Source organism: Actinomadura rifamycini DSM 43936 (assembly GCF_000425065.1).
GTDB classification, from domain to species: domain Bacteria; phylum Actinomycetota; class Actinomycetes; order Streptosporangiales; family Streptosporangiaceae; genus Spirillospora; species Spirillospora rifamycini.
The window spans coordinates 84,694-97,142 of the sequence record NZ_AULB01000010.1 but is presented as its reverse complement, the minus strand read 5'-3'; the positions used below and the strand labels follow the sequence as shown (position 1 = coordinate 97,142).

At 77.1% G+C, this 12,449-nt stretch carries 11 protein-coding genes and 3 tRNA genes; 7 read left to right on the top strand and 7 right to left on the bottom strand.

Annotated elements, in window-relative coordinates:
- Positions 1 to 39: 39 nt before the first annotated feature.
- Positions 40 to 1,191: a ribosome small subunit-dependent GTPase A gene (rsgA, locus tag H505_RS0109085; RefSeq protein WP_026401729.1), complete on the top strand. Its 1,152-nt coding sequence runs from the start codon at positions 40 to 42 to the stop codon at positions 1,189 to 1,191.
- A gap of 248 nt (positions 1,192 to 1,439) precedes the next feature.
- Here the strand turns inward: rsgA and H505_RS50955 are convergent, their stop codons facing one another.
- The 4 genes from H505_RS50955 to H505_RS0109065 form a co-directional block, all read right to left on the bottom strand.
- The gene (locus H505_RS50955) at positions 1,440 to 2,948 is read right to left on the bottom strand and encodes a serine/threonine-protein kinase (RefSeq protein ID WP_051300463.1); all 1,509 of its coding nucleotides are present in this window, start codon (positions 2,946 to 2,948) and stop codon (positions 1,440 to 1,442) included.
- 72 nt (positions 2,949 to 3,020) lie between these two features.
- Positions 3,021 to 3,096 (bottom strand) — tRNA-Arg (locus H505_RS0109075).
- A 37-nt stretch (positions 3,097 to 3,133) separates the two neighbouring features.
- A tRNA-Cys gene (locus tag H505_RS0109070) sits at positions 3,134 to 3,205 on the bottom strand.
- 26 nt (positions 3,206 to 3,231) lie between these two features.
- Positions 3,232 to 3,304, bottom strand: a tRNA-Asp gene (locus H505_RS0109065).
- A 489-nt stretch (positions 3,305 to 3,793) separates the two neighbouring features.
- Here H505_RS0109065 and H505_RS0109060 point away from each other — a divergent pair.
- Entirely contained in the window at positions 3,794 to 5,251 is a 1,458-nt protein-coding gene (locus H505_RS0109060) for a benzaldehyde dehydrogenase (protein ID WP_026401728.1), read from the top strand.
- Between the two features lie 110 nt (positions 5,252 to 5,361).
- On the opposite strand, the gene H505_RS0109055 is transcribed toward H505_RS0109060, so the two are convergent.
- Positions 5,362 to 5,922, bottom strand: coding sequence for an AAA family ATPase (locus H505_RS0109055; protein ID WP_026401727.1), 561 nt, complete (start codon positions 5,920 to 5,922; stop codon positions 5,362 to 5,364).
- Positions 5,923 to 6,059: 137 nt separating this feature from the next.
- Here H505_RS0109055 and H505_RS0109050 point away from each other — a divergent pair, with 137 nt between their 5' ends.
- Together H505_RS0109050 and H505_RS40745 are read left to right on the top strand one after the other, a co-directional pair.
- On the top strand, positions 6,060 to 7,001 hold the full coding sequence (locus tag H505_RS0109050) for an alpha/beta hydrolase (protein WP_034517278.1): 942 nt from the start codon (positions 6,060 to 6,062) through the stop codon (positions 6,999 to 7,001).
- A 105-nt stretch (positions 7,002 to 7,106) separates the two neighbouring features.
- Entirely contained in the window at positions 7,107 to 7,445 is a 339-nt protein-coding gene (locus tag H505_RS40745; protein ID WP_157432946.1) for a hypothetical protein, read from the top strand.
- Positions 7,446 to 7,559: 114 nt separating this feature from the next.
- On the opposite strand, the gene H505_RS0109040 is transcribed toward H505_RS40745, so the two are convergent.
- Positions 7,560 to 8,249 carry a LysE family translocator gene (locus H505_RS0109040; protein WP_026401725.1) on the bottom strand — a complete coding sequence of 230 codons (690 nt, stop codon included), beginning with the start codon at positions 8,247 to 8,249 and terminating at the stop codon, positions 7,560 to 7,562.
- 104 nt (positions 8,250 to 8,353) lie between these two features.
- A complete protein-coding gene (locus H505_RS50950; RefSeq protein ID WP_034517273.1) occupies positions 8,354 to 9,160 on the bottom strand; it encodes a hypothetical protein in 807 nt (268 codons plus the stop codon).
- 234 nt (positions 9,161 to 9,394) lie between these two features.
- Between H505_RS50950 and H505_RS0109030 the strand changes: the two genes are divergently transcribed.
- The 3 genes from H505_RS0109030 to H505_RS0109020 are packed head-to-tail and all read left to right on the top strand — an operon-like array spanning position 9,395 to position 12,443.
- Positions 9,395 to 10,411, top strand: a complete 1,017-nt coding sequence (locus H505_RS0109030) for an AAA family ATPase (RefSeq protein ID WP_026401724.1) — start codon at positions 9,395 to 9,397, stop codon at positions 10,409 to 10,411.
- Positions 10,408 to 11,499: a DUF58 domain-containing protein gene (locus H505_RS0109025; protein WP_026401723.1), complete on the top strand. Its 1,092-nt coding sequence runs from the start codon at positions 10,408 to 10,410 to the stop codon at positions 11,497 to 11,499. Before H505_RS0109030 ends, H505_RS0109025 begins: the two co-directional genes overlap by 4 nt.
- Positions 11,496 to 12,443 carry a VWA domain-containing protein gene (locus tag H505_RS0109020; protein WP_026401722.1) on the top strand — a complete coding sequence of 316 codons (948 nt, stop codon included), beginning with the start codon at positions 11,496 to 11,498 and terminating at the stop codon, positions 12,441 to 12,443. Before H505_RS0109025 ends, H505_RS0109020 begins: the two co-directional genes overlap by 4 nt.
- Positions 12,444 to 12,449: the final 6 nt, after the last annotated feature.

The window sequence follows — 12,449 nt, the reverse complement described above, 5'->3', positions numbered from 1 at the left end:
CCCGCCCGAGCGCCCCTTCATGTGAAGGGTTCCGAACCGTTGTCTCACTTTTCCGGTGGGTCTCCCCTGTCCGCGTACGGCTGGGACGAGACCCTCGAGGACGATTTCTCCGTTCATCTCGCCGCGGGGCTGGCGCCCGCGCGGGTGGTCGCGGTGCATCGCGGGCTGTGCGAGGTGGTCACCGCCGACGGCCCGGTGCTCGCGGTGACGCCGCGTGCGGGCCGTCCGGATCCGGTGGCGGCGCCGTGCACGGGCGACTGGGCGGCGCTGCGCCCGGCCGCCGGCCCTGCGCCGCGCACCCCCGCCCCCGAGGCCGTGTCCGGCGCGGAATCGGCCGGGGCGGGCGGGTGTCCGGTGCTGGCGGCGCTGCTGCCGCGCCGGACCGCGATCGTGCGGGCCGGCGCGTCGCGCGACTCGCGCGGGCAGGTGCTCGCGGCGAACGTCGACACCGTGGCGGTCGCGGTGTCGATGGCGGCGCGCCCGTCGCCGGGGCGGCTCGAGCGGCTGCTGGCGCTGGCGTTCGAGAGCGGCGCGCGGCCGGTGGTGGTGCTCACCAAGGCCGACCGGGCCGATCCGGCGGACGTCGCGGCGGCCGAGGCCGATGCGGCCGCGGCGGCCCCGGGCGTGGACGTCGTGTCGTGCAGCGCGCTGGCGGGCGACGGCGTGGACGTGGTCCGCGCGGTCCTGACGGGCACGGTGGTGCTGCTGGGGCCGTCCGGTGCGGGCAAGTCGACGCTCGGCAACGCGCTGCTGGGCGACGCGCTGCTGGCGACCGGCGCGGTCCGCGACGGCGACGGCAAGGGCCGGCACACCACGGTGCGGCGGGAGCTGGTGCCGCTGCCGGGCGGCGGCGTGCTGATCGACACGCCGGGTCTGCGGGGCGTGGGCCTGCTGGACGCCGAGGAGGGTCTGCGGCGCACGTTCTCCGACGTCGAGGAGCTGGCCGAGCGGTGCCGGTTCGGCGACTGCGCCCACGAGAGCGAGCCGGGCTGCGCGGTGCTGGCCGCGGTGCAGGACGACTCGCTGCCGCACCGCCGCCTCGACGGCTACCGCAAGCTGATGCGGGAGAGCGCCTGGGCGGCGGCGCGGTCGGACGCGCGGCTGCGCGCCGAGCGGGAGGGCCGCCGCAAGGCGATCTCGCGGTGGCAGCGGCAGATGTACAAGGAGCGGGGGCGGGGGCGGGACCGCTGACGGCCGGGCCGGTGCCGTGCCGTGCGCGGCCGGAGGCCGCGGCGGCGGGCCGGTCCGCCGGGCCGCCGTCCCCGGCCGCATAGGAGGCGGGCCCGGGGGCGGTGCCGCGCGCTGACGCGGCGCCGCCCCCGGGCCTCGGCCCCGTGGTCGTGCGGCCCGGTACGGTGCCGGGCCGCACGACCGGTTCGTCCTCTCCCCTCCCCTGGCGAACCCTGGTCGCGGGCCGCCGGGGGGCCGGGGTCCCCCGGTCATCGCGTGCCGGGAAGGACCGGGGTCGCCCGGGGGCCGCCCGCACGCGACTTCACGCTGCCGGCGACCGCCGCCGTGATCGCCGTCAGGGTGCCGAAGATGACCGCCAGCGCCACGGCGACGCCGTCGCCTCCCTCGAAACCGAAGACGAACCGGAGCTGGGAATCCAGGGAGGTCCCCCACAGCAGCGGCGCCAAGAAGACCGACGCCACGACGTACAGCGTGCACAGCCCGCACAGGGTCCATGCGCCGGGGATTCTGCGGGCGAAGGTGAACCCCGCCGGGATCGTCAGCAACCCGGCGCCGACGAGGCCGCCGAGGACGTTCACCACCGCGACGCCGGACCATGCGCCGGTCGGTCCGGCGGCGGTGACGACGTTGTGGAGCGCGAACCAGACGAGCATGGCGGCGGTGAGCACCGCCAGGCCGCCGGCGGCCGTCGCCGCCGCGGTGTTGGCTCTCGGCTCGGCGGACGGCATGTGCGGGGGCGGGCCGGACGGGTGACCGCCGAACGGGTGGCCGCCGGACGGGACGGGCCCGCGGGGGTCGTGGGCGTGAGGGTGGAAGCCGGGCCGCGGCGGCGGGATCGGTGCGGGCGGCAAGTAGGCCGGCGGGTAGGGCGGCGTCGGCGCGGTGCCTTCGGCGGGGGTGCCTTCGACCGCGGCGGCGCCGGCCGCGAGGAGGCCGTCGATGTCGCCCGGTGCGGTGACGGGGCCGAGCAGGGCGAGCAGGACGTGCGGTGCGGCCGGCCTGCGGGCCGGGTCCTTGGCCAGGCAGGCGGTGACCAGGTCGGCCAGGGGCGGGGGCAGCATGCCGGTGTCGGGGGTGTCGTGCAGGACGCGGTGCATCACCGCGGGCACGGTGTCGTCTCCGAAGGGGGGTCGGCCGGTGGCGGCGAACAGGATGGTGGCTCCCCAGGCGAACATGTCGGTCCAGGCGCCGGTCTCCTGTCCGCTCACCTGCTCGGGCGCCATGTACGCGGGCGTTCCGACGATCTGGCCCGTCATGGCGGAGGTGCCGCCGAGGGCTTCGGCGGTGCCGAAGTCGGTGACCCGGGGACCGTCCTCGGCCATCAGCACGTTCGGTGGTTTGAAGTCGCGGTGCGCGATCCCGGCGTGGTGGACGGCCGCGAGCGCGGTGGCGGTGGCGATGGCGAGGCGCCGCAGGGCCGCGCCGGTCCGCGGGCCCTCTTCGTCGACGAGGGTGAGCAGGGACGGGCCGGGCACGGACGCGCTGACGATGTAGGGCCGGTCGCCGTGGACGCCGGCGTCCAGCACGCGGGCGGTGCAGAAGTCGGCGACCCGCCCGGCGGCCCCCGTTGCGCGCACGAACCGGTCGCGCGCCTTCGGGTCGCGTCCGATCGAGGCGCGCAGCAGCTTGACGGCCACGTCCCCGCCGTCCGGCCCGCGCCCGGCGTACACGACGCCCTGGCCTCCCTCGCCGAGGCGGCCGGTCAGCTCGTACCGTCCGAGCCGTTCCGGGTCGTCGGGTTCCAGTGTTACAGCCATGGTTGTCTATTTGACCATGCGGCGTCCCCCGCCGCGCCCGGTTCGCCCGCACGGGCGGCGGCTCTCGGGGGGTGGTCTCCCCGGCAGGATTCGAACCTGCGTTCTCCGGCTTCGGAGGCCGGTGCTCTGTCCGCTGAGCCACGGGGAGGCGTCCCCGCCCCCGGGTGACAGGGGGGCGGGGACCGAGACGCCGGTGGGATTCGAACCCACGTGAGACGGTTTTGCAGACCGCCGCCTTACCGCTCGGCCACGGCGTCGGGGCCCGCCCGGTGCGGGCGGGCGGCGACCTCGGCGGGATTCGAACCCGCGGCTTCCGGCGTGACGGGCCGGTGCTCTGACCGCTGAGCTACGAGGCCGGGTATCGGGCCCGGACGGCGCGCGGGCGCGCACCGACGCGGGCAGGGGAAGCGGGCAGGGAACGGGGTGGACCCGGCCGCGACGGACGGACGTGTCCGGCGATCGGCAGCCAGACGCGGGGAAAGCGCGCCGCCGGGACGATCCGGGTCCTGCGGCGTGCGCTGTGGGCGCGTCTACCGGGTTCGGGGTCGGCGGCGACAGCGCCGGGCGTCGGTGGTGCGGCTCATGTGGTCCCGGCCCTCCTCGCCCGTCATGTTCCCGTCGCGGTGTTCCGGAGCGGCGGTGTCGGTGCCGCGTTCGCCGGGGCCGCGGTGCCCGGGGGCGCCGTCGGCTCCGCCAGGATCTCCCGGTGCGGCGGGCGGCGCAACGCATTTTCGCCGCGCCCGCGCCCCGGGTTTCCGCTGAGCGGAAAGCCGCTGTTCCGCGGGGTGGCGGGCGCGGTGAGGGTGGGGGCTACGCATTCGGCCGACGGGTCCGTGGGAGGAACGATGGCGCTGCTCGATCCCGGGGTGTGGACGGGGAAGATCTTCGATGGCGGGTGGGTCTCCGGCGGGGGCGGCGGCTTCGACGTCGTCGAGCCGGCGACCGGCGGCGTGCTGGGGGTGCTGGGTCGGGCGGACGGCGCGGACGCGGCGCGGGCCGCGTCGGCGGCCGCGGCGGCGCAGCGCGACTGGGCGGCCCGCTCCTACGAGGAGCGCGCGGCGGTGCTGCGGCGCGCGGGGCGGCTGTTCGAGGAGCACGCCGCCGAGATCGAGGGCTGGATCGTGCGGGAGGCGGGGTCGATTCCGCCGAAGGCGGCGCTGGAGGCGTCGTTCGCGGCGAACCTGTGCCATGAGGCGGCGGCGCTGGCGTCGCATCCGCAGGGGCTGGTGCTGCCGTCGGCGCAGCCGCGGTGGAGCCTGGCGCGGCGCCGCCCGGCGGGGGTGGTGAGCGTGATCGCGCCGTTCAACTTCCCGCTGATCCTGTCGATGCGGTCGGTGGCTCCGGCGCTGGCGCTGGGCAACGCGGTGCTGCTGAAGCCGGACCCGCGGACGGCGGTGTGCGGCGGCGTGGCCGTCGCGCGGATCTTCCAGGAGGCGGGCCTGCCGGAGGGGGTGCTGCATCTGCTGCCGGGCGGCCGGGAGGCCGGCGAGGCGGTGGTGGCGGCGCCGGAGGTGCGGGTGGTGTCGTTCACCGGGTCGACGGCGGCGGGCCGCGCGATCGGGGAGGTGTGCGGGCGGCTGCTCAAGCGCGCGCACCTGGAGCTGGGCGGCAACAACGCGCTGATCGTCCTGCCGGGCGCGGACGTGTCCGCGGCGGTCGCGGCGGGCGCGTGGGGCTCCTACCTGCATCAGGGGCAGATCTGCATGACGACCGGGCGGCACCTGGTGCACGAGAGCCTGCACGGGGAGTACGTCGAGGCGCTGGCGGCCAAGGCCGACGGGCTGGCGGTCGGGGACCCGGCGGCGGGCCCGGTGCACCTGGGCCCGATCATCGACCGGGGCCAGCTGGAGCACGTGGACGCGCTGGTGCGCGGCACGGTCGCGGCGGGCGCGCGGCTGGCGGCGGGCGGCGTCCACGAGGGGCTGTTCTACCGGCCGACGGTGCTGGCGGACGTCGCCCCGTCGATGCCCGCGTACGCGCAGGAGGTGTTCGGGCCGGTGGCGCCGGTGGTGCCGTTCTCGACGGTGGAGGAGGCGGTGGCGCTGGCCGCCGACAGCGAGTACGGGCTGTCGCTGGGGATCCTGGGCGACGTGGGCGAGGCGATGCGGATCGCGGACGCGGTCCCGACGGGGCTGGTGCACATCAACGACCAGACGGTCAACGACGAGCCGGTGGTGCCGTTCGGCGGGCTGGCGGCGTCGGGGAACGGGTCGCGGTTCGGCGGCCCGGACGCCAACATCGAGGCGTTCACCGAGACGCAGTGGGTGACGATGCGCGGCGACATCGCCCCGCACCCGTTCTGATCTGCGTCAGCGCGAAGCGTGGCCGCGGCCCGCCGTCCCCCGCCGGGGCGGCGGGCCGCGCCGCGTCGCGGGCCCTGCCGCGCGGCCGTCCGGTCCGGCGGCGGGCTGGGTCAGGTGAGCAGGTGGGTGCGGGCGCGGACGGCGGCGCGGACGGCGTCGGCGGTCTCGGCCGCGGTTTGGGCGGTGCTGTCGATGACGTGCCGCTCGAGGTCGCCGAGGTCGCCGAACCGGCGGTGCATGTCGCGCAGGGGGCCGGGGTCGGTGAGCGCGCCGGCGCCGCGGCGGGCGGTGCCGCGCGCGACGGTGGTGTCCTCGTCGGCGCGCAGCACCAGGTAGTGCAGCCGCACTCCGGCGCGTCCGGCGGCGGTGACGAGGGGGCCGGTGAACCAGGGGCCGACGACGCCGTCGACGATGACGTGGAATCCGCCTTGGGCGTAGCGGGCGGCGGCGCCGGCGATGACGTCCATGACCACCCGGTTCTGCTCGTGGGCCTCGGGCAGGTAGGGGGCGACGGCGCCGCGGCGGATGAAGGCGTAGAAGTCGTCGGTGTGCAGGTGGACGCTGGGCGTGACGGCGTCGGCGAGGATCCGCGCGACGGTGCTCTTGCCGGTGCCCGGCGGCCCGGTGACGACCAGTACGTCCGTCGGCCGCGCGTCGCGGGTCGTGTGCATGCGGCCATTATCGGGGCCCGGCCGCCCGGTCCGTCCCGTCCGCGCGCCGTCCGGGGGTCCGGCGCGGGGCCGGCCGCGAGGAGGGGTGGTCGGTAGGGTGCGCGGGACGTCGTCCGCGCGGGGCGCTGGAGGGGTTCATGGGTCGCGATCCGCAATATCTGGCGTTCATGCGCGACCGGCTCGCCGCCGCCGCGGCGGTGGCCGCGGGCGGGGGCGGGCGGCGGTCGCTGGCCGAGGCGCGCCGGGAGCACGCGGCCGATCTGGCGCGGTCGCCGCGGGTGCCGGTCGGCGCCGTGGCGGACGTGCCGGTGGCGGGCGCGGCGGGCCTGCTGCGGGGGCGCCTGTACCGTCCGGCGGGCGAGCGTCCGGACGGGCCGCTGCTGGTGTACTTCCACGGCGGCGGGTGGGTGCTGGGCGACGTGGAGTCCTACGACCCGGTGGTGCGGGCGCTGGTGGCGGCGAGCGGCGCGGCGTGGCTGTCGGTGGACTACCGGCGGCCGCCGCGGCACCCGTTCCCGGCGCCGCTGGACGACGCGGTCGCGGCGGTCCGGTGGGCGGTGCGCCGCGCGCCCGGGCTGGGGCTGGACGCGGCGCGGGTGGGGGTGGCCGGGGACAGCGCGGGCGGGCAGCTGGCGGCGGCCGCGGCGGGGGTGCTGCGCGGGGCGGGACCGTTCCGGCCGGCGGTGCAGGTGCTGCTGTATCCGGCGCTGGACCTGCGGGCCGAGCCGCCGCCGCTGCCCGATCCCGATCCTGACGGGCTGGACGCGGCGGGCGCGTCGGCGGGCGCGGCGCTGCGGATGTACCTGGGGGACGCGGACCGGACGCGGCCGGAGGTGTCGCCGCTGCTGGATCCGGATCCGGGCGGGCTGCCGCCGGCGGTGGTCGCGACGGCGGAGTTCGACCGGCTGCGTCCGCAGGCGGAGCGGCACGCGGAGCGGTTGCGGGCGGCGGGGGTGCCGGTCGCGGTGGTGGCGGGCGGGGGCCTGGACCACGGGTTCCTGGGGTGGGGGTCGTTCGCGCGGCGCCCGGCGGAGGTGATCGCCGAGATCGGCGCGGCCGTCCGCACCGCCCTGGCCTGACGCGGCACCCCGGGCGGGGGCGGTGCGTCCGTGCGCTTGGGCACCGGTTTTAGGTGGGTTGACGTGGGCATTCACTGAAAAGACCGGACGGTGGGGGGAGGTTTCGTGCAGAGGACGCATCGGCTGCGGATGGTGCGGGTCGCCGAATCCGGCTTCGAGGAGTGGGCGTGCCCGGTGTGCGGGCGGCGGATGCTGCTGCGGTGGCCGCCCGACTGCCGCAAGGAGGTCGTCGACCGGGGCGACGAGGGGGCGTGCCACGTCGCCGACCGCGACCCGGGCGCCGCGGACGGCCCGAGGGACGGCCCGGTGGAAGGCTCCGCGGAGAGCGCGGTCGCGCGGCGGGAACCTTCGCGGGCCGGTGTCGCGGTGGCCTCGCGGCGGCGGCTGCGCGAGACCGGGGTGCGGTTCCCCGTGGGCGAGGAGGCGGCGCCCGGCCCCCGCTGACGGCGCGGCCCCGCCGCCGGTCGTCCGGCTCTGCGTCTTCCGCCGCGATCCGCCTTCCGCCGTGATTTGCCTTTGCCGTGGTCCGCCTTTCCGTTGGTGCGGGTCGGCGGGGTGTCAGCGGGTGTCGGCCGCCAAGCGGATGCCGAGGCCGACCAGGACGACGCCGGACAGCTGGTCGAGGCGTCGGCGGACGGCCGGGCGGTCCAGGGTCCGGCGGGCGGCGGCGACCAGCCACACGATCACGGTGTACCAGGCGAGGTCGATGAGCGCCCATAGTGCCGACAGGAGCACCAGCGCGGCGGGGACGGACCAGCCGGAAGGGACGAACTGCGGCAGGAACGACACGGCGAAGACCCCGGCCTTGGGGTTGGCGGCGTTGGTGATCAGCCCGCTGCGGTAGTCGCCCCACCAGGTGCGTCCCCCGCCCGCGAGGACGCCGCGTCCCGCGCCGGATCCGTCCGCGCCGGGGGCTCTCGGGGCGAGGGGGTCGGCCGGTCGGCCCGCGCGGCGCCGGGCCTGCCACAGGGCGCGGACGCCGAACCACACCAGGACGGCGGCGCCCGCGACGCGCAGGCCGTCGTAGGCGAGGCGGGACGCGGCCAGCAGCGCGGTGAGGCCCGCCGCGGCGGCCAGTCCCCAGGCGAGCACGCCGGTCTCGTTGCCGAGGACGGCGGCGAGCCCGGCGCGGCGCCCGGACAGCATCGACGTCCGCATGATCACCACGGTGCTGGGTCCGGGCGCCATCGCGATGAGCACGGCGGCGCCGGTGAAGGCGAGGAGGGTTTCGGGGAGGGGTTGCGGCATGCGTTCATGCTGCCCGCCGCGCCCGCCCCCGGCAACGGGCCCCGGCGCGGGTCGAGCGCGCGCCGGGGGGCGTCCGGGGTCCGGTCAGGTGGGCGGGGGCGGGGTCACAGGGGGCCGCCGTCGCCCTCTCCGCCGTCGCCGCCGGTGGGCGGCGGGGTGGGTTCGCCGGGGCCGGGGGTGGGCGGCGTCCCGGGTGTGGTGGGCGGCCCGCCGGGCGTGGTCGGCTGCGCCGGGGTCGTGGGCGCGGGGGGCGGGACCTCGGCCGACGGGGTGGGCTCGGGCGGCAGCGGCGGGGGTTCGTCGGGCTCGGGGCTGCACATGTTCAGCAGGAACAGCAGCAGCAACAGCACCAGGAGCATGGCGGCGAGGGCGAGGACGGCCGTGACCAGGCTGCGCTGCGGGGGGTGTTCGCCGGGCGGGACGGGCGCGGGCGCGCGGGCGGGCGCGGGGGGCGCCAGCGCGGGTTCGCCGGAGCCGAGCCAGTGGGGCTGGAACTGGGGGCCGCGGCGCCTGCCGCGGCGGCCGCGTCCGCCCTGGGCGGTGCCGTCGAGCAGCACCGGTTCCAGGAACCGTTCGGCGCCGGTCAGGTCGGGGTCGTAGGCGGTCGCGACCCAGGGGGCGGGCCCGTCGGGCCGGGCGGCGACCACGGGCGCCGCCCCGGCGGCGGGCGCGTGGGCGGGGCCGGGCGGTCCGGGGGTGGGGGCGGGCGCGGCGGCGGTGATCGCCGCGCGGAACCGGTCGCGGGCGGCGGCGTCGCCGGCGGCGCCGCGGTTGAGGACCGCGACGCTGGCGCGCCGTCCGTGGGCGTCCACGCCCAGGAACACGATTCCGGCGGGGGTCTCCGCCAGGCGCGCCGACAGGCGGAAGGGCCCCAGCTGCGCGGGGTCGCCCGGGGGCAACGGCCTCGACATGGCGGCCACACTAACAACCGCGCCCTACGCTCGGCTCCGGAAGGCGCCCCGCCGCGCCCCGCCGCGGGGCGCGGAGGCCCCGCCGGCGGCCCGGGCGGACGGCGTGTGAACAGGTCGGCCGGGACACGCAGCGTTCCCGCACGAACGGGTACAAGTGATCGCGTAGGGTCGGAAGGCGCCCACGGGGCAGGACGTTGGCAGGACAGTGCCGGTCGGACTAGTGAGGACTCCCACATGACCATCGCCGCCCACGATGTCGACGAGGCCGCGGCACTGCTGCAGAGCACGGTCGCGGAGGTCAAGAAGGTCATCGTCGGCCAGGAGCACATGGTCGAGCGGATGGTGGTGGCGCTGCTGGCGCGCGGCCACTGCCTGATCGAGGGCGTGCCCGGGGTCGCCAAGACCCTCGCGGTGGGGACGCTGGCGCGGGTGGTCGGCGGGACGTTCGCGCGGTTGCAGTTCACCCCGGACCTGGTGCCGTCCGACATCGTCGGGACCCGGATCTACCATCCCTCGACCGAGCAGTTCGACGTGGAGCTCGGGCCGGTGTTCGTGAACTTCGTGCTGGCCGACGAGATCAACCGGGCCCCGGCGAAGGTGCAGTCGGCGCTGCTGGAGGTGATGGCGGAGCGGCAGGTGTCGCTGGGCGGCACGACGTATCCGCTGCCGCGCCCGTTCATCGTGCTGGCGACGCAGAACCCGATCGAGTCCGAAGGCGTGTACCCGCTGCCGGAGGCGCAGCGCGACCGGTTCCTGATGAAGGTGGACGTCCGGCACCCCGGGGCGCACGAGGAGCTGCAGATCCTGCGGCGGATGAGCACGGACCCGCCGGAGGCCGCGCAGGTGCTGGACACCGGGCGGCTGGCGACGCTGCAGGCCGCGGCCGCCGAGGTGTCGGTGCACGAGCTGGTCGCCGACTACATCGTGCGGCTGGTGATGGCGACGCGCGAACCCGAGCAGTACCGGCTGCCTGACCTGCGGCCGGTGATCGAGATCGGGGCGAGCCCGCGGGCGACGCTGGGGCTGGTGTCGGCCGCGCGGGCGCTGGCGCTGCTGTCGGGCCGCGACTACGTGCTGCCCGACGACGTGCGGGCGGTCGCGCGGGACGTGATGTCGCACCGGCTGGTGCTGACGTTCGACGCGCTGGCCGACGGGGTCGCGGCGGGCGACGTGATCGGGCAGATCCTCGCGGCGGTGCCGCCGCCGCGGGTGGTGTGGAACCACGGGGCCGCGGCGGTGACCACGGCATGACGACGGCCGGTCCGGGGGACGGCCCGTCCGGGGAGCGGGGCGGGTCCGCGCGGCTCGCGCCGGAGCGGACGCTGCGGCGGCTGGAGCTGCAGGTGACGCGCCGGCTGAACGGGCTGCTGAACGGGGAGCATCTGGGGCTGCTGCCGGGCCCGGGCACCGAACTGGCGGAGGCCCGGCTGTACCAGCCGGGCGAGGACGACATCCGGCACATGGACTGGGCGGTGACGGCCCGCACCACCAGCCCCCACGTGCGCGACCTGGTCGCCGACCACGAGCTGGAGGCGTGGGCGCTGGTCGACATGACGCCCAGCATGGACTTCGGCACCGCGGACCTGGTGAAGCGGGAACTGGCGGTGGCGGCGCTGGCGGCGGTGGGGTTCATGACGGTGCGGCTCGGCGACCGGGTCGGCGCCTACCTGCTGCACGGCGGCGGGCTGCGGCGCTGGCCCGCGCGGACGGGCAAGGCCCCCTTCTACGCGCTGCTGCAGGCGGTGCTGGACGCTCCCCCGCACGACCCCGAGACCGCCGCGGCGGACGGCGACGACTCCCCCCGGCGCACGCCCGGAAACGCGTTCGGGGGGACGGGGCTGCGGGGCGGCGCGCACGGCGACCTGGCGTCCGCGATCGAATCACTGGACCGGGGGCAGTCCCGCCGCGGCCTCCGCGTCGTCATCTCCGACTTCCTGCCCTCCCCCGGCGACGACGGCCCCCCACCGGACGGGACCGCCGCCGAGCCGCGGCCGCCGTGGGAGCGGCCGCTGCGCCGCCTCGCCGCCCGCCACCAGGTCCTGGCCGTCGAGATCATCGACCCCCGCGAACTCGAACTGCCCGACGTGGGACTCGTCGAGATGACCGACCCCGAGACCGGCGCCGTCCACGAGATCGTCCTGAACCGCCGGGTCCGCGAACGGTACGCGCAGGCGGCCGCCCAGCAGCGCGACCGCACCCGCGCCGCGCTGCGCCGCTGCGGCGCCCACCACCTGGTCCTGCGCACCGACCGCGACTGGATCGCCGACGTCGCCCGGTTCGCCCTCCGCCAGCGCCGCGCCGCCGGCCGGCCCGTCACCACCGCGGGAGTGCGCCCATGACGTTCCTGTCGCCCGAACGCCTCTGGCTGCTGGCCCTCGTCCCCATCCTGGCGGGCCTGTACGTGGCGCTGCAGTGGCGCCGCCGCCGCTACGCGGTCCGGTTCACCAACCTGGCGCTGCTGCAGCAGGTCGCGCCGCGCCGCCCCGGCTGGCGGCGGCACGTCGCAGCCGGCCTGTTCCTGGTGATGATCCTGCTGATGATGGTGGGGTTCGCGCGGCCCGCCGACGACGTCCGCGTCCCCCGCGACCGCGCCACGATCATGGTGGCGGTGGACGTGTCGCTGTCGATGATGGCGCGGGACGTGGCGCCGAGCCGCTTCGACGCGGCCAAATCCGCCGCCAAGCAGTTCATCCGGGACCTGCCGGCCCGGTTCAACGTCGGGGTCGTCGCGTTCGCCGGGAACGCCAACCTCGTCGCGGCGCCGTCGGACGACCGCGCCGCGGCGATCGCGTCCATCGACCAGCTCGTGCTGGCCAAGCGGACCGCGATCGGCGAGGCGGTGTTCACCTCCCTGCAGGCCGTGCGGTCGTTCGACGCGCAGGCCCGCCAGGACCCGCCGCCCGCGCACATCGTGCTGCTGTCGGACGGCGACAACACCACCGGCCGGTCCGTGCAGGAAGCCGTCACCGCCAGCCGCGGCGGGGACGTCCCGGTGTCCACCATCGCGTTCGGCACCCCCTACGGCACCGTCACCATCGAGGGCGAGACGACCAGCGTGTCGGTGAACAAGGAGACGCTGCGGTTCCTGGCCGACAACACCGAGGGGCACGCCTACGAAGCCGCCGACGCCGGCCAGCTGAACGAGGTGTACTCCGACATCGGCACCTCGCTGGGCTACACCACCGAGCACCGCGACGTGTCCGCCCGCTACGTCGGCATCGCGCTGCTGTTCGCGCTCGCGGCGGGCGGCGCGTCCCTGGCCTGGTTCTCCCGCCTCCCCTGACCGCCC

Bases quoted from the DNA above. Each gene is read 5' to 3' on its own strand.
- H505_RS0109030 (WP_026401724.1), top strand. From the start codon at position 9,395: ATGACCATCGCCGCCCACGATGTCGACGAGGCCGCGGCACTGCTGCAG.
- H505_RS0109040 (WP_026401725.1), bottom strand. From the start codon at position 8,249: ATGCCGCAACCCCTCCCCGAAACCCTCCTCGCCTTCACCGGCGCCGCC.
- H505_RS0109050 (WP_034517278.1), top strand. From the start codon at position 6,060: ATGGGTCGCGATCCGCAATATCTGGCGTTCATGCGCGACCGGCTCGCC.
- H505_RS0109020 (WP_026401722.1), top strand. From the start codon at position 11,496: ATGACGTTCCTGTCGCCCGAACGCCTCTGGCTGCTGGCCCTCGTCCCC.
- H505_RS50955 (WP_051300463.1), bottom strand. From the start codon at position 2,948: ATGGCTGTAACACTGGAACCCGACGACCCGGAACGGCTCGGACGGTAC.
- H505_RS0109055 (WP_026401727.1), bottom strand. From the start codon at position 5,922: ATGCACACGACCCGCGACGCGCGGCCGACGGACGTACTGGTCGTCACC.
- H505_RS0109025 (WP_026401723.1), top strand. From the start codon at position 10,408: ATGACGACGGCCGGTCCGGGGGACGGCCCGTCCGGGGAGCGGGGCGGG.
- H505_RS50950 (WP_034517273.1), bottom strand. From the start codon at position 9,160: ATGTCGAGGCCGTTGCCCCCGGGCGACCCCGCGCAGCTGGGGCCCTTC.
- H505_RS0109060 (WP_026401728.1), top strand. From the start codon at position 3,794: ATGGCGCTGCTCGATCCCGGGGTGTGGACGGGGAAGATCTTCGATGGC.